This window comes from Bradyrhizobium sp. SZCCHNRI2009, assembly GCF_032485115.1.
GTDB lineage: Bacteria > Pseudomonadota > Alphaproteobacteria > Rhizobiales > Xanthobacteraceae > Bradyrhizobium.
The window spans coordinates 434,311-450,174 of record NZ_JAUEUH010000002.1 but is presented as its reverse complement, the minus strand read 5'-3'; the positions used below and the strand labels follow the sequence as shown (position 1 = coordinate 450,174).

General features: G+C 65.5%; 17 protein-coding genes. 9 read left to right on the top strand and 8 right to left on the bottom strand.

Translation table 11 applies throughout. The features are described from left to right. The first annotated feature begins 29 nt into the window (after positions 1-29). From QX041_RS09615 to QX041_RS09595, 5 genes are all read left to right on the top strand, one after another. Positions 30-788: an NUDIX hydrolase gene (locus QX041_RS09615; RefSeq protein WP_316165129.1), complete on the top strand. Its 759-nt coding sequence runs from the start codon at positions 30-32 to the stop codon at positions 786-788. Positions 789-832: 44 nt separating this feature from the next. Then, complete coding sequence (locus QX041_RS09610) at positions 833-2,170, top strand: amidohydrolase (RefSeq protein WP_315827254.1); 1,338 nt, start codon at positions 833-835, stop codon at positions 2,168-2,170. A gap of 324 nt (positions 2,171-2,494) precedes the next feature. Beyond that, the gene (locus tag QX041_RS09605; protein WP_316165127.1) at positions 2,495-3,850 is read left to right on the top strand and encodes an LLM class flavin-dependent oxidoreductase; all 1,356 of its coding nucleotides are present in this window, start codon (positions 2,495-2,497) and stop codon (positions 3,848-3,850) included. A gap of 90 nt (positions 3,851-3,940) precedes the next feature. Next, positions 3,941-4,108: a 50S ribosomal protein L33 gene (gene rpmG, locus QX041_RS09600; RefSeq protein ID WP_015666342.1), complete on the top strand. Its 168-nt coding sequence runs from the start codon at positions 3,941-3,943 to the stop codon at positions 4,106-4,108. Between the two features lie 223 nt (positions 4,109-4,331). Continuing rightward, positions 4,332-5,684 (top strand): globin-coupled sensor protein, encoded by a 1,353-nt coding sequence (locus QX041_RS09595; protein ID WP_316165125.1) that lies wholly within the window; start codon positions 4,332-4,334, stop codon positions 5,682-5,684. Positions 5,685-5,748: 64 nt separating this feature from the next. Here QX041_RS09595 and QX041_RS09590 read toward each other — a convergent pair whose 3' ends face one another. The 7 genes from QX041_RS09590 to QX041_RS09560 all read right to left on the bottom strand — a co-directional run bounded on the left by QX041_RS09590 (position 5,749) and on the right by QX041_RS09560 (position 11,668). Beyond that, a complete protein-coding gene (locus QX041_RS09590; RefSeq protein WP_316165124.1) occupies positions 5,749-5,979 on the bottom strand; it encodes a hypothetical protein in 231 nt (76 codons plus the stop codon). Positions 5,980-6,125: 146 nt separating this feature from the next. Further along, entirely contained in the window at positions 6,126-6,824 is a 699-nt protein-coding gene (locus QX041_RS09585; RefSeq protein ID WP_316165122.1) for an aspartate/glutamate racemase family protein, read from the bottom strand. A 254-nt stretch (positions 6,825-7,078) separates the two neighbouring features. Then, entirely contained in the window at positions 7,079-7,480 is a 402-nt protein-coding gene (locus QX041_RS09580) for a DUF1127 domain-containing protein (protein ID WP_315827259.1), read from the bottom strand. A 467-nt stretch (positions 7,481-7,947) separates the two neighbouring features. Next, complete coding sequence (locus tag QX041_RS09575; protein ID WP_316165121.1) at positions 7,948-8,355, bottom strand: DUF1127 domain-containing protein; 408 nt, start codon at positions 8,353-8,355, stop codon at positions 7,948-7,950. A gap of 465 nt (positions 8,356-8,820) precedes the next feature. Further along, on the bottom strand, positions 8,821-8,991 hold the full coding sequence (locus tag QX041_RS09570; protein WP_315740306.1) for a hypothetical protein: 171 nt from the start codon (positions 8,989-8,991) through the stop codon (positions 8,821-8,823). A gap of 877 nt (positions 8,992-9,868) precedes the next feature. After that, the gene (locus QX041_RS09565; protein ID WP_315718396.1) at positions 9,869-11,290 is read right to left on the bottom strand and encodes a PleD family two-component system response regulator; all 1,422 of its coding nucleotides are present in this window, start codon (positions 11,288-11,290) and stop codon (positions 9,869-9,871) included. 12 nt (positions 11,291-11,302) lie between these two features. After that, positions 11,303-11,668: a response regulator gene (locus QX041_RS09560; RefSeq protein ID WP_008964019.1), complete on the bottom strand. Its 366-nt coding sequence runs from the start codon at positions 11,666-11,668 to the stop codon at positions 11,303-11,305. 217 nt (positions 11,669-11,885) lie between these two features. Between QX041_RS09560 and QX041_RS09555 the strand changes: the two genes are divergently transcribed. Both QX041_RS09555 and QX041_RS09550 read left to right on the top strand, forming a co-directional pair. Beyond that, on the top strand, positions 11,886-12,185 hold the full coding sequence (locus tag QX041_RS09555) for a DUF3572 domain-containing protein (RefSeq protein ID WP_316165120.1): 300 nt from the start codon (positions 11,886-11,888) through the stop codon (positions 12,183-12,185). Beyond that, a complete protein-coding gene (locus QX041_RS09550; RefSeq protein WP_316165118.1) occupies positions 12,182-13,489 on the top strand; it encodes a DNA polymerase IV in 1,308 nt (435 codons plus the stop codon). The genes QX041_RS09555 and QX041_RS09550 overlap by 4 nt, the downstream gene beginning before the upstream one ends. 8 nt (positions 13,490-13,497) lie before the next feature. Here the strand turns inward: QX041_RS09550 and QX041_RS09545 are convergent, their stop codons facing one another. Beyond that, a complete protein-coding gene (locus QX041_RS09545) occupies positions 13,498-14,355 on the bottom strand; it encodes a cell envelope integrity EipB family protein (RefSeq protein ID WP_315718393.1) in 858 nt (285 codons plus the stop codon). A gap of 205 nt (positions 14,356-14,560) precedes the next feature. Here QX041_RS09545 and QX041_RS09540 point away from each other — a divergent pair, with 205 nt between their 5' ends. Together QX041_RS09540 and QX041_RS09535 are read left to right on the top strand one after the other, a co-directional pair. Further along, on the top strand, positions 14,561-15,028 hold the full coding sequence (locus tag QX041_RS09540; protein ID WP_315752981.1) for a RidA family protein: 468 nt from the start codon (positions 14,561-14,563) through the stop codon (positions 15,026-15,028). 75 nt (positions 15,029-15,103) lie between these two features. Then, a complete protein-coding gene (locus QX041_RS09535) occupies positions 15,104-15,856 on the top strand; it encodes a glycerophosphodiester phosphodiesterase (protein WP_316165117.1) in 753 nt (250 codons plus the stop codon). Positions 15,857-15,864: the final 8 nt, after the last annotated feature.

Genomic DNA, 15,864 nt, shown 5'->3' with positions numbered 1-15,864 from the left:
ATCAACGAATAAGAAAAAGCGGGGAGGACATGAGCGAGACGGCACAGGCCACGGGCGCAGCGGCGGGCAAGCCGGCCGAGAAGGAAGCCGACCATCATCCCTACACCAAGCCGAAGGATGCTGCGACGTTGATCCTGGTGGATCGCAGCGGCACGGTGCCGAAGGTGCTGGTCGGCAAGCGCCACGACAAGGTCGTGTTCATGCCCGGCAAGTTCGTCTTCCCGGGCGGCCGCGTCGACAAGTCAGATCATCGCATCCCCGTCGCAGCGCCGATGCCGGCCGAGCTCGAAGCCAATCTGTTCAAGGGCAAGCCGCAGACGACGGCCTCGCGCGCGAAGTCGCTCGCCGTCGCCGCGATCCGCGAGGCCTGTGAGGAAACCGGTCTCTGTCTCGGACGCAAGGTCGGCGGCTCCGCGCCGAAACTGGACGGGCCATGGGCGCCGTTCGCTGACGCCGGCCTGCTGCCCGATCCCTCCGGCCTGTTCCTGATCGCCCGCGCCATCACCCCGCCCGGCCGCATCAAGCGCTTCGACACGCGCTTCTTCACCGCCGATGCCTCCGCCATCACCCATCGCGTCGACGGCGTGATCCACGCCGATGCGGAGCTGGTCGAGCTGGTCTGGGTCGAGCTCGGCTCCAAGCCGCTCGCCGATCTGCACCCGATGACCAAGAACGTGCTCCACGAGCTCGACCGCCGCCTCGCCACCGGCCCGCTGCGCCACGACGCCCCGGTGCCGTTCTTCCATTTCTACGGCGGCAAGATGCAGAAGGACGTCCTGGGCGCGTGAGCTGAACGGGGCTAGACTGGCTGCGTTCATCGGAGAGCCGATCCATGACGCAGCCTCGCCGCCTTCTGCTCGCCTCCGCCGCCCTGATCGCCCTCGCCGCGGCACCCGCGCGGGCCGAGCTCGATGTCTCAGGACTGAAAAGCACGATTGCCGCCTCGCTCGAGCGCGACTATCCCGCGCTCGACGCGCTCTACAAGGATCTGCACGCCCATCCCGAGCTGGCCTTCCAGGAGGTCAAGACCGCCGCAAAGCTCGCGGAGCAGATGCGGGCGCTCGGCTTCGAGGTGACGGAGAAGGTCGGCAAGACGGGTCTGGTCGCGCTCTATCGCAATGGCGAGGGACCGACGGTCATGGTGCGCACCGAGCTCGATGCGCTGCCGATGGAGGAGAAGACCGCCCTGCCCTATGCCAGCCGCGACAAGGCCAATTGGAACGGACGCGAGACCTTCGTCGCGCATAGTTGCGGCCACGACGTGCACATGGCTAGCTGGGTCGGCACGGCCAAGACGCTCGTCGGCCTGAGAGACACATGGAAGGGCACGCTGATGTTCATCGCGCAGCCCGCGGAGGAAGAAGTTGCGGGCGCAAAGGCGATGCTGGCCGACGGCCTGTTCACGCGGTTTCCGAAGCCCGATGTCGGCTTCGCGCTCCACGACGGCGGCTTCGCCTACGGTTCGCTGACCTATCGCACGGCAATCGGCTCTTCCAGCGTGGATGGACTGTTCGTTCGTTTCCACGGCCGTGGCGGGCACGGCGCAGCTCCCCATCAGACGATCGATCCGGTGATGATGGCGGCGCGCTTCGTGATCGATGTGCAGAGCGTGATCAGCCGCGAGAAAGACCCGACCGAATTCGGCATCGTCAGCATCGGCGCGATCCATGGCGGGACCGCCGGCAACATCGTCCCCGACAACGCGCTCGTGGTCGGCACCATCAGAAGCTTCAAGCCTGAGGTCCGCGCCAAGCTCGTGGCGGGCATCGAGCGCACCGCGAAGGCCGTGGCCGCCATGGCCGATGCGCCGCCGCCGCAGATCGAGATTAGCGAGGGCGCGAAGGCCGTCATGAATGATCCGGGCGTCGTCGCGACCGGCGAGAAGGTGCTGCGCGCCGCCTTCGGCGACAAGCTGATGTTGGTGCCGCCGAGCACGACCAGCGAGGACTATTCTGAGTTCGTGTCAGCCGGCGTGCCCTCGATGTTCTTCGGCATCGGCGTCTACGAGCCCGAGCGCGTCGCCGCCGCGCGCGACGGCAGCGGCCCGCCGCTGCCGCCGAACCATTCCCCGCAATTCGCGCCAGTGCCCAAGCCGACCATCGAGACCGGCGTCACCGCGATGACGCTCGCCGTGCTGTCGGCGTTCGATGCACGCGCACGGAGGCATTAGTTGTCCGGCCACGAATGACTTGCCATGAGACGGGCAGCCCTACGCCACCAAAAAGTGTCGTCCCGGCGAACGCCGGGACCCATACCGCGGAATCTGTCGTGGGCCCCGGTGGTCGAGACTGTGCTCACATGGCGTAGTTCACGGAGCATGGGTCCCGGCTCAAGGCCGGGACGACACCATTTGCTGCGTAACCTGTATTGCCTCACGACAGAATGAGCGTGCTGCGCACGACCGCAAAAACGAAATCGTGTTCTGCCGTGGGTTGCTGACGCGGATCGGGCGAGTTCCTATCTGCTCAAGAGATCAACCATCCACGGACACCCCATGGCTCCCCGTCAACTCAAGCTCGGCGCCTTCATGCGCCCGGTCTCCATCCACACCGGCGCGTGGCGCTATCCCGGCGCCTGGCCGGACGCCAATTTCAACTTCGCGCATCTCAAGCAGCTCATCCGGAAATTGGAGGCCGGCAAGTTCGACGCCTTCTTCATGGCCGACCATCTCGCGGTCCTGAACATGCCGATCAATGCGCTCAAGCGCAGCCACACCGTGACTTCGTTCGAGCCCTTCACGCTGCTCTCGGCGCTGTCGGCGGTGACCGAGAATATCGGCCTGATCGCGACGGGATCGACCACCTTCGACGAGCCCTATCACCTCGCCCGCCGCTTCGCTTCGCTCGACCACATCTCCGGCGGCCGCGCCGGCTGGAACATCGTCACCACGTCGAATCCGGATGCCGCGCTGAATTTCGGGCTCGACGATCACATGGAGCACGCCGAGCGCTACAAGCGGGCCCGCGAGTTCTACGACGTCGTCACGGGCCTGTGGGATTCGTTCGCCGACGATGCCTTCGTGCGCGACGTCGAGAGCGGGCTGTTCTTCGATCCCGACAAGATGCACGTGCTCGACCACAAGGGCAAATATCTGAAGGTCCGCGGCCCGCTCAACATCGCACGCCCCGTGCAGGGCTGGCCGGTGATCGTACAGGCCGGCGCCTCGGAGGATGGCAAGCAGCTCGCGGCGGAGACGGCGGAGGCCGTGTTCACAGGCGGCGGCAGCCTCGCCGATGGACGGAAGCTCTATGCCGACATCAAGGGCCGCATGGACAAGATCGGCCGTGATCCTGAGCATCTGAAGATCCTGCCCGGCGCCTTCGTGGTGGTCGGCGACAGCGTCGACGAGGCGAAGGAGAAGCGCGCGCTGCTCGACAGCATGGTGCATTACGACAGCGCCATCGCCTCGCTCTCGGTCATCCTCGGCACCGACGCTTCCGGCTTCGATCCCGACGGTCCGCTGCCTGATATCCCCGAGACCAACGCCTCCAAGAGCGGCCGCCAGCGCCTGGTCGATGTCGCCGCGCGCGACCAGCTCACGGTGCGGCAACTGGCGCAGCGGGTCGGCGGCTACGGCGGTCTGTCCTTCGTCGGCACCGCCAAGACGATCGCCGACCAGATGCAGGAGTGGCTGGAAAGCCGTGGGTCGGACGGTTTCAACATCATGTTCCCGTTCCTCCCCGCGGGGCTCGACGACGTCGTCGACAAGGTGATTCCCGAGCTGCAGCGCCGCGGGATCTTCCGGACGGAGTATGAGGGGCCGACCCTGCGGGACAATCTCGGCCTGCCCCGACCGAAAAACCGCTTCTTCGCGGCCCAGGGACCCCAGAATCTGGCCCTCAAACCTTGACTTTGGGGGCTGGCTGGGTAGGTTGCCGGCCAACGGCGCCCCCTCTTTGGCCGGTGCCCACCCCCGATCCCGATTCCAGAGGTTCAAGACATGGCCAAAGCGGTCACCATCAAGGTCAAGCTCGTGTCGACCGCCGACACCGGCTTCTATTACGTTGCCAAGAAGAACTCGCGCACCATGACCGACAAGATGGTCAAGAAGAAGTATGACCCGGTCGCGCGCAAGCACGTCGAATTCCGCGAAGCCAAGATCAAGTAAGATCGCGGTCTGCTGCGACTTCAACGGGGCCGTTTCGGCCCCGTTTTTTATTGCGCCCGATGCTGCCTCTCCTGGGGCACGGGCCGTCCGCTTCTGATCGGTCCATTTGGCAGCGGCTGAATCTGGTTCCCGACTTAAGGAGCCATCAACCAAACCCATGCGATTTGGGGTAGCGGCGCACCCCCCGTAGCGTCTCCCTCCTTATCTTACCGGCAGACCAGCGATGACCGATCCTCAGACTTTGCAGTCCCGTCTCGATTTCATCGGCATCGACAATGCGACCCGAGAGGCGCTGCGGGAGCTGCGGCCGCTGATCGGCAAGGTGCTGCCCGGCCTGCTCGAGCAGTTCTACGCCCATGTCGGCAAGGTCCCGCATCTCGCCAAGATGTTCTCCAGCCAGGCCGCGATGCGGCACGCCTCGAAGGCCCAGCTCGACCATTGGATGTCGCTGGCGACCGCGAAGTTCGACGATGCCTATGTGAAGTCCGTGACGAGGATCGGCCAGGCGCACAACCGGATGGGGCTGGAGCCGCGCTGGTACATCGCCGGCTATTCGCTGATCGTGACCGGGCTGCAGAAGGCGATCGAGACGGAGATCGCGGACGGCTGGTTCGGCGGCCAGGCGGCCCGCGAGAAGAAGGCCGCGCTGCAGGCTGCGATCACCAAGGCGGCAATGATCGACATGGATCTCGCCATCTCGGTCTATCTCGATGCGGCCAAGACCGAGCAGCACGTCGCCATGCAACGCATGGCCGACGAGTTCGAAGCCACCGTCGGCCTGATCATCAACAAGGTCCATGCGGACGCGCGCACGCTCGAGGTCTCGGCCAACACGCTGAGCAAGACCGCCGAGCAGACCCAGCACCTGTCGGCCAGCGCGGCCTCGGCCTCGGGCCAGGTCTCGACCAACGTGCAGTCGGTCGCCTCGGCCGCCGAGGAGATGACCTCCTCGGTCCATGAGATCGGGCGGCAGGTCAGGGAATCGACCACCATTGCCAAGGAGGCCGTTCGCCAGATCGAGCAGACCGATGTCGGCATCAGCGAGCTGTCGCGCACCGCCGAGCGCATCGGCGACGTGCTCAAGCTGATCACCTCGATCGCCGCCCAGACCAACCTGCTTGCGCTGAACGCGACCATCGAGGCGGCGCGCGCCGGCGACGCCGGCCGCGGTTTCGCGGTGGTGGCCTCCGAGGTCAAGGCGCTGGCGTCGCAGACCGCCAAGGCCACCGAGGAGATCGGCCAGCAGATCGAAGGCATTCAGAGCGCGACGCAGTCCTCGGTCGCCTCGATCAAGCAGATCGGCGGCACCATCCAGCAGATCTCGGAGATCGCCGCCGGCATCGCCGCCGCCGTCGAGCAGCAAGGCGCCGCGACGGGGCAGATCTCGCGCAACGTGCAGGAGGTCGCCGGCGGCACCGCGCGCGTCGTCGGCAACATCGGCGACGTCAGCAAGGGCGCCAGCGCCACCGGCACCGCCTCCGCGCAGGTGCTGTCATCCGCGCACTCGCTGTCGCGCGAGAGCGATCACCTCAAGGATGAGCTGGAGAAATTCTTGCGCAGGGTCCGTGCGGCCTGACTACAAAGAAGGGCGGATCGGCGTTGGCCGTCCGCCCTGCGACGTCGAGACGCTGCGCGCCGGCTTACATCCCGTGGCTCTGGAACACCGCCGAGCAGCGCTTGCTCAGCTTGGCCCGGTTCTGCGTCAGACAGTTCTGGACCCCGAAGTCGTCGCCGAGCTGAGCGCGGCAGAAACGCTTGGCGTCGGGCGCGCACGCCTTCTGCTCCTGCGGCGTCCCCATATGGCCCTGAGCCATGGCGAACGACGGCAGAACGGACAGCGACACGGCAACCGCGAACATCAGCTTCTTCATTGGGCGCTCCTCCTTGGGCTGAAACAAAACGTTTCCCGCCCAAGGGGGTTCCGACGGAACTGCGCGTCCGAAGGCCGGATGGCGAGCGTCGCAGCCAATGCTGCCTGCACCTCCCGCTCTGAACGGTCAGCGCCTTGCCGCAATTCTCAGCCGGCGCAGGACGTGGCCCGCGCCAGCGCAGCACGCGCGAGCAGACGCGTCGAATCCAACGTCGGCAGAGGCGAGTTGGCATCGTCGATGATCAGCGGAATCTCGGTGCAGCCGAGCGCGACGGCATCGCAACCTTCCTCCTTCAGCCGCGTGATGATCGCCTGAAACGCGGCGACGGAGGGCGGCTCGAACCGCCCGTAGACCAGCTCATCCATGATGATGCGGTTGGCTTCGATGCGATCGGCTTCTTCCGGACGCGCGAACGCCAGCCCGTGTGCGGTCAAGCTATCCGGATAGACATTGCTGTCGACGAGCCATTTGGTGCCGGTGATGCCGATACGCCCGTAGCCTCTCCTGACCGCTTCCGTCGCGACCACGTCGGCGATGTGCAGCCACGGCAGCGGAGAGCGCGGCAGCACCAGCGGCAGGGCCTGGTGGATGGTGTTGTCCGGGCAGATCAGGAAATCCGCGCCGGCCGCGGCGAGCTTGCGCGCCGAGGTCAGCATCAGCTCGGCGACTCCAGCGAGATCGCCGCGATCGAGGCAGGCCACGTAGTCGGCGAGCGACGGCGTGTGCATCGACACCTCGGGATGGGCATGCGGCCCGAGCAGGTCGGCGCCCTCCTTGCAGATCGTGCGATAGCAGAGCGCCGCGCCCTCGGCGGAGCAGCCGACGATGCCGATATGTTTTGCCATTCGTCGTTCCATTCCATCAACGTTGCCGACGATGATAGCGCGAAAAGCGGCCGAGGGTGAACATCACCCCACCGCGCACCATCCTCTGCCATTGCGCGCACAGCGAAGCAATCCAGAGTCCTTGCTGAGCCCTGGCTTGCTTCGCTGTGCTCGCAATGACGCGGTTGCAACAGATCGCGCGCACGACATCGCCAGGGCCGATCACACGCTGATCCGCCCTGCCGAGACATTTGTTCGCACTGGCCTGTTCGCAGCTACATCACGCCGCGGGACATCATGGTGTTCGCTATGTCGAATCTCAGGCGCTCGAGCGCGCGGTGGGCTGCGATATGGTCGAGATCGCCTTGCGTCAGGCCGATATCCACCAGTTGCGCCTCGCTCAGGTCGCATAGCTGGACTCTCATCCGCCTGAGCCGACGGCCTTCCTGAAACACCAGCCAATAGCCCGCGAGCAGGCCGAACAGCCCCGGAGCCGAGATGCCCGGCGGCCCGGCCGCATTCTTTTCCGACAACGCGTCACGCAGCACCGTGACGGATGCGTTGGGTCGCGGCGCGGCTGGCGCCTGGTGCACCGCGTTCTTCACCAATGAGAGGGGGCGATCGCGCGTGGCGGCATTGCGCGCGATCTCGTCTGTGAGATGGGTCTGAGGTGGCATCGGTCGCTCCTGCTGCGTGATGCCGGCAGGGAGCGTGGCCAAACAAAAGGCCCCGTCCGATGCCGGCGGGGCCTGGTGGAATGATCGTGTCGTCGAAATCCTAGCGCACGACTCCTCCCACGGCCCAGCTGCGGCGGGCCGCATGTTTGCGGTTGGAGTTGCGCACGACGTTGATCATGGTTTGTCGGTACCACGATGATTGCGCCAGATCAAGGCATGTAGTTCCTGCGCTCGCAGATGAGCACCTATGCGAGGCTTGTGTTCTGCCGAACTCCCGCAGACGACGTCTCCGGCAGGATAGTGTCCATAGATAAGCGCGATCTCACCTCCGTCGTTGCGAGCGCAGCGAAGCAATCCAGAGTCGTGTGCGGGACCCTGGATTGCTTCGCTGACGCTCGCAATGACGTCGCGGCGACCATCTCGCGCTGTTGGTCGGTTATCCCTGCGTCGCCACTTTCAACGACCAACTACATTCCCCGACGCGAGACGCCGCCCGGATATGGATCATCCCTCAACCTGTCGAGCGTCCGCAGCGCGGCGATGTGCTCGATCTCGGCGCGCGTGATGCCGATATCTGTGAGCTCGCGTTCGCTCAGGTCATGCAGGCAGTCCCGCACGCTCTCGCGGCGTTGCCATTCTTGGATCGCGCGCCAGCACCAGCCGATCAAGCGGATGATCGGCCAGGTCGGCGTTGCCGGCGGACCGGCCGCGTCCTTTTCTGGCGACACGTCTCGCAACGCTGCGATCGACGCTTCGGACTGCATCGATGGCTGCACGCTGTCGATCGCGTCGGTGATTGACGCGATCGAGAGATCGACGTTGAGCGCCGACACGTGCGCAGCGTCGATCGTCGCGTCGGTCTGATGGGGTGGCATCCTCTGCTCCTGCTGTTATGCCGGCAGGGAGCGTGGCCAAACAAAAGGCCCCGTCCGATGCCGGCGGGGCCTGGTGAGAACATCGCGTCGTCGATCTCCTAGCGCGCGACTCCTTCCATGGCCCGGCCGAAGCGGGTCATGTGATCGAAGTTGACGATGCGGATCGATTTGCTCATGTCACGTAAGGTATCATGGCACGCACGCAACATCAAGGGTTATTTGGGCGCCCCACATCCTGGCGGCGAGTTGTTGTAGATCGACCGCGCGAGCACGGCGGGCGGATTGGCGTCAGCTCAATCTGCCGATTTGCGGCGAACGTGAAGCGGCGCGCTGATCCGCCCTACGGAGTGCGGACTACCAGCTGAAATGTCCACATCGGGCACACTCCACAAACATCAGACGCTCTCTCGTCCGAGATACATCGGAATGAGTCGACAACCATCCGGCCTTGCGCGCTGACCAGCGCTACGTACCGCGCCCCGCCATGAACCGATCCAAGATGTCAGCCAGCGAGCCCGAAACGCCTCCCAAGACCATGAAAACCAAAAGGTTGGTCTGCACACCGAGCGCTTCGAGGACCAAGACTCCACACAACATCAGCACGCCGGCCAAAACACCCATGCGAAGCGGCTTCATGCCTTTTCCCTAACAAGAGAGCAACGCCGCAACTAAGCTAACATGAGACGCCTGAAGTTCGTAGGGCCGATCAGCGTCGGCCTGATCATCAGGGGTCCATCCTGAAGCATTGAGATGAGGAAGCGATCTTCCCATCGAGCGCCCCCGAGATGGTCCTGCGCCGAAGACTAACTTTTCGAACGCTTTCAACGAGATCGCTCTCGCCGGCTATCCAGATCGCAATTTTTCACTTTCGCTTTTCCAGAATTCATGCTATCCCCCTGCACATCCCACCTCGCCAAGAGGGGCGCATCGCGATCGTCACGAGCGTGAGGTGGGCTGCGGTGGGCGTGTCGGGTTGCAGCGTGGCTTGTCCGCGCCGACGAACGATCCGGTGCGCACGGTCAAGCCGTGTGGTCCTGGCCTCCCGATGCTGAGGCCAAGCGGGCGCTGCGACGAAGCGCGCTCGCGACGGGGGCAAGAACGCCGGTCCCCGGGGAGAGCGCGGAGTAAGCCGTAAAGCCATCGCGCAGGGAGGGCCGGATGTCCGGCTCGTACCTGTGGTTCTGCCGCGTGCTTTTTTCTGCACGCGGACCATGGGTGCGACCTGCACCCGGCCTTCCCTGCGCCCTCTGTTCTCGAAGAGGGTTTTCAATGGCACAGCTCGGGCGCGGAGGCGCGGCGAGGATGAAGAGTGATGTGTGGAAACAATCGGCTCCGCACTCGCCGTCATTCCGGGGCGCCCGTAGGGCGAGCCCGGAATCCATACTCCCGATCGTGGTTATGGATTCCGGGCTCGCGCTCCGCGCGCCCCGGAATGACGATGTGGAGAAAGATGACGCTATTCGCCAGCAACGGATGCTCAGCGGCGGTCACACGGCTCCACCGCCCTGCCCCTCTAGCGGCCGCGGCCGGCGGCTTGCGGCAGGAACGGCGCCGGCTGATGCACGGGGGCGATCGCCACCGCGCGGTTGCGGCCCTCGTTCTTGGCGCGGTAGAGCGCATTGTCGGCGCGCTTCATGACGTCGGCGATCGGCTCGCCCTTCTGCTCCAGGGTCGACAGCCCGATCGACGTCGTGACCTCGATGCGCTTCTCGCCCTTGTGCACCGAGAACGGCTCGTTGGCGACCGAGCGCCGCAAGCGCTCGGCGACCATGCCGGCGACGTGCAGGTCGGTTTCGGGCATCACGATGACGAACTCCTCGCCGCCATAGCGGCAGGCGAGATCGATGCCGCGGATCGACTTGCGCACGCGCATGGCGAACTCGCGCAGCACGTCGTCGCCGGCATCATGGCCGTAATTGTCGTTGATCGACTTGAAGTAGTCGATGTCGAGCATCATCAGCGCCAGCGGCTTGCCACGGCTCGCGGCCTGGTCGGCGAGCGTCGAAAGATGCGTCTCCATGTAGCGGCGATTGTGCAGGCCCGTCAGCGCGTCGGTGATCGCCATCTCGATCGAGTTCTGGACGTTGTCGCGCAGATGGTCGGTGTAGCGGCGCTTGCGGATCTGGGTGCGGGCGCGCGCCAGCAGCTCGTTCTTGTCGACGGGACGCAGCAGATAATCGTTGACGCCGATCTCCAGGCCGCGCAGCAGCCGCGAATTGTTCTCGGCTTCCGCAATCGCGAGGATCGGCACCTGCCGGGTGCGTTCCAGCGAGCGCAGCTGGCTGCACAGCCGCAGGCCGTCGTAATCGTTCAGGTCGAGCGAAACGATGACGAGGTCGTAATTGCCTTCGGCGGCGTTGAACACGGCCTCGGCGGGATTGGTCTCGACGTCGATGGCATGCTCGGTCGCCAGCATCGGCCCGAGCCGCTCGTAGGACGACGGCCGGTCGTCGACCAGCAGCACCCGCCCGCCCTTGCCGGCGTCGGCAACCGCGTTGCGCTCGGGCGCCTGCACGCCGATCTCGAGCGAGGTCAGCGCGCGCATGCGCAGCTCGTCCGTCATCATCTTCAGCCGCGTCAGCGAGCGCACGCGCGCGATCAGCACGACGTCGGAGACGGGCTTGGTCAGGAAGTCGTCGGCACCGGCCTCCAGGCCGCGCACGCGGTCGGACGGGCTGTCGAGCGCCGTCACCATGACAACCGGAATGAAATGCGTGGCCGGATTCGACTTCAGCCGGCGGCAGACCTCGAAGCCGTCCATGTCCGGCATCATGACGTCGAGCAGGATGATGTCGCATTCGGCGCGCTGGCAGATCTGCAGCGCCTCGGCGCCGTTCGCGGCGGTCAGCACGTCGAAATATTCGGCCGACAGCCGCGCCTCCAACAGCTTGACGTTGGCCGGGACGTCGTCGACGACGAGGATACGCGCGGACACTGCAGAAACTCCTTAGCCGATAAAGCGGCGTACCGTTTCAATGAATTTTCCGACCGAGATCGGCTTGGAAAGATAGGCTTCGCAGCCACCCTCGCGGATGCGCTCCTCGTCGCCCTTCATGGCAAAGGCCGTCACTGCCACCACCGGGATGGCACGCAAATCCGGATCGTCCTTGATCCATTTCGTCACTTCCAGGCCCGAGACCTGCGGCAGCTGGATGTCCATCAGGATCAGATCGGGGCGGGTCCGGCGCACGATGTCGAGCGCCTCCACGCCGCTGGACGTACCGGACGTCTGGTACCCGTGGGCTTCCAACAGATCGCGGAAGAGCTTCATGTTGAGCTCATTGTCTTCCACGATCAGGACGGTCTTGCCCATCCGCCCCTCCGAATCACTGACACCGGCATGTCCTCTGGCGGACGCCTGTCCACCGCTACTCATCTAATTCAAACTAGCCCCAGATTCGTTCTAAGCCGTTAAGTCGGTATTCGATCTTTCCCCGAGATGGTTTCCACTTGCTTGAACCCATTCCGAAGACTCGGGCATGATGGGCGCAAAGTAGAGCCGACAAGTTAACGGAAAGGCAAATCCGCCGTTGAAAAAGCCCGTTCGAAATCCGCGCGAAGTCGCTGAAATCGTTGCAGTTCAGGCCCTCGGCTTCCTGGCCGGCGAACCGGAGCGGCTGGGCCGCTTCCTGGCCGAGACCGGGATTGGGCCGGAGACGCTGCGATCCTCGGCCGCCGACCCCAATTTCCTGGTCAGCGTGCTCGATTTCATGCTGCGCGACGACGAGACGGTAAAGGCTTTTGCCGCCCACTCCAAGTTACATCCGACCAATATCATGGCAGCACGGCAGGTATTGGGCGACCGGCAGTGGGAGCGCGACGTGCCGTGACCGAGTCAGCGCCAGCGAGCGGGTCGCGCGCGGTCGCCGGGCCGGCCTGCTTCTGCCGCGACTGCCTGACGGACCTCGATGATGGCGCGCGCCGCTGTTCGGTCTGCGGCTCGCCGCGCCTCGTCCGCCATCGCGCCCTGCCCGCGCTGACGCTGGCCCATATCGACTGTGACGCGTTCTATGCGACCGTCGAGAAGCGCGATAATCCCGAGGTCGCCGACCGGCCCGTCATCATCGGCGGCGGCAAGCGCGGCGTGGTGTCGGCCGCCTGCTACATCGCCCGCACCTATGGCGTGCGCTCGGCGATGCCGATGTTCAAGGCGCTGGAGCTGTGTCCCGCGGCGGTCGTGATTCCCCCGGACATGGCGAAATATGTCCGCGTCGGCCGCGAGGTCCGGCAGGCCATGCAGGCGCTGACGCCGCTGGTCGAGCCGCTGTCGATCGACGAGGCGTTCCTGGACCTGTCCGGGACCGAGCGCGTCCACGGCATGATCCCGGCAAAGGTGCTGGCGCGCTTCGCCCGCGAGATCGAGCAGCGCATCGGGATCACCGTCTCGGTCGGGCTGTCCTGCAACAAGTTCCTCGCCAAGATCGCCTCCGATCTCGACAAGCCCCGCGGCTTCGCCGCGCTCGGCCAGGACGAGGCACCGGCGATGCTGGCCGACAAGCCCGTCGGCTTCATCTTCGGCGTCGGCCCCGCCACGCAGCAGCGGCTGGCGAACCAGGGCTTCCGCACCATCGCCGACCTGCAGCGTGCCGACGAGATCGAGCTGATGAAGCAGTTCGGCGGTGACGGCCGCAGACTGTGGCGGCTGGCGCGCGGCATCGACGACCGCAAGGTCGTCGCTGATCGCGGCGCCAAGACGATCTCCAGCGAGACCACCTTCGACACCGACATCCGCGACTACGCGACCCTGGAAAAGACCCTGTGGCGGCTGTCGGAGAAGGTGTCGGCACGGCTGAAGGCGAGCCAGCTCGCCGGGTCGACCATAACGCTGAAGCTGAAGACCGCGGACTTCCGCCAACGAACGCGCTCGCAATCGATCGCGGCGCCGACGCAGCTCGCCGGCAAGATCTTCGCAATCTGCAAGGAGATGCTGGCGCGCGAGACCGACGGCACGGCGTTCCGGCTGATGGGCGCAGGCGTCAGCGCGCTGCGCCCGGGCTCGGAGGCCTCCGACACCGACATGCTCGACCGCCGCTCGGCCTCGGCCGAGCGCGCGATCGATGCGCTACGCAAGAAGTTCGGCCAGGCCGCGGTCATCCGCGGCATCGCCTATGACGGGCCGGAGCAGACGGAATGATGCCCCGGTCAATTGCTGCAGGGCTTGCCGTCCTTCACGTCCTTGACGTCGAACTTGCCGAGCGCGCCGGCGATGACGAAATCATTGTAGTCGAGCACGAGCGCGCGCGAGACGCCGTTCTCGTAGAGCTCGAACGACATCGCGTAGACCGGCGTCTGCTCGCCCTCGGCCCGCTTGGCGTCGCGGTCATAATAGCTGACCGTCACCGGCCAGCGCGTCATCTTCTTCATCTCGTCATTGTCGGTCGAGGCGTCGGGCTTGGCGGCCGCCTTGTCGGCCGGCACGGGCGCACCGATCACGGTCAGCGTGTTGTAGACCTTCTCGCCATTGTCCGAGCCGTCATAGACCGTCAGCTCGAGCAGCGACTTGCCCTCGCGCGCGGCGGCGATGATGCGATGAATCTGCTCGGTGGGAAACACGGTCGAGCCGTCGAGCGTGAAGGTCTTCGCCTCGGGCTGCTTGAGCTTGACGGTGATGTGATCGCCGGTGCGCTCGGCGATACCGTCGACCGGGCTGGAGGCCTGCTCGTTCATGCGCGAGTCGATCTTGAAGCGGTAGCTCTTGCCGGCGCCGTCCTCCCACGCGGTGGAGCGCAGGTCGCTCAGGGTCACCTTGCCCTCACCGAGATCGAGCTCCGAGACCTGGCGGAATTCCGAAGTGTAGCCGTTGCAGGCGTTGCCAGAGAAATTGTAGAGGATGCGACCGCGCGCGCTGTTGACGGGGCTCGAGCCGCGCGACTTGACCAGGCTCAGGTCATAGAGCGCCTGATGCGGCAGGAACGGCACAGCCGCCCCGGCCTGCGCCGGACCGAACGTGATCGCCGCGACGGCGAGCGCTCCCATCGACAGTCGGAACGAATGAGCCATGAGTTTTCCTCGGAGGACGTATCGCTGAACCGTCACATTAGAGATCGCTGCATTGCGTCGCAACTGCGGCTGTCTCACGGAAACGTGCGCTTAAAGCGCCGGAATCGCGTCGGTGCTGGCTGCTTGCATGTCACTGGCAACTGCGCCAAACAGGGCCGCGGTCCGGCACGGGACCGGCTTTCAGGCGACAGAACGGGGATTCGAGATGGCGGGTACGGTTGAACAGAATCTGGCGGCACAGGGCATCACACTGCCGGCACCAAAGGCGCCGGTGGCCAATTACGTCCCGTTCGTGCGCACCGGCAACCTGCTGTTCGTGTCGGGCCAGGTCTGCCTCGGCGCCGACGGCAAGATGATCGCCTCCGGCAAGCTCGGCGGCGGCGTGTCGATCGAGGACGGCTATGCGGCCGCGAAGGGCTGCGGGATCAACCTGCTCGCCCAGGTCAAGGCGGCGGTCGGCGATCTCGACAAGGTCGTGCGCGTGGTCCGGCTCGGCGGCTTCGTCAATTCGGCGCCCGACTTCCTCGACGGGCCCAAGGTGCTCAACGGCGCCTCCGACCTGATGGTCGCAGCGTTCGGCGACAAGGGCCGGCACGCCCGCACCACCGTCGGCGTGTCGGCGCTGCCGTCGGACGCGGCGGTGGAAGTCGAAGGTGTGTTCGAGGTTGAGTGAGAGAGAGCGCATGATCCGGAATAGTGCGCGGCGGTTTTCCGACGAGATCATGCGCCAGCAAAACGGACGGGGCGAATGCGCGCACCTGACTGGCTGACGGCCCGCCCCGTCGCCCATCGCGGCCTGCACGATGCTGATCGCGGCATCATCGAGAACATGCCGGCCGCCGCACGCGGCGCCGTGGCCGGCAACTTCGCCATCGAATGCGACATCCAGCTGTCGGCCGATGGCGAGGCCATGGTGCATCACGACTATGATCTCGGCCGCCTCACCGAGGGCACCGGCCCGCTGATCGAGAAGACCGCGGCAGAGCTGAAAGCGATCAAGTTCAAGCAGACCGACGAGCAGATGATGACGCTCGGTGACCTCTGCAACCTGATCGCCGGGCGCGTGCCGCTGGTCATCGAGGTCAAGAGCACGTTCCAGGGCGATCGCCGGCTGGTCCGGCGCATGGCCGAGGTGCTGGCGTCCTACTCCGGCCCGGTGGTCGGGATGTCGTTCGATCCGGACCAGGTCCGCGCCTTGCGCGAGACCATGCCGACGCTGACGCGCGGCATCGTCGCGCAGCGCAGCTACGAGGACGGCTACTGGGCCAAGCTGACCCAGGCGCAGCGCGACAGCATGCTGCATCTCAAGCATGGCTTCAGCAGCCAGCCGCATTTCGTCGCCTATTGGATCGAGCAGCTGCCTGCGCCTGCCCCCTGGATCGCGCGCAACGTGTTCGGCTGCCCGCTGCTGACTTGGACCGTCCGCACCCCCGAGCAGCGTGCCGCCGCAGCCCGCTATGCGGATCAGATGATCTTCGAGGGGTTTACGCCGGGGACGTGACGCCGGCC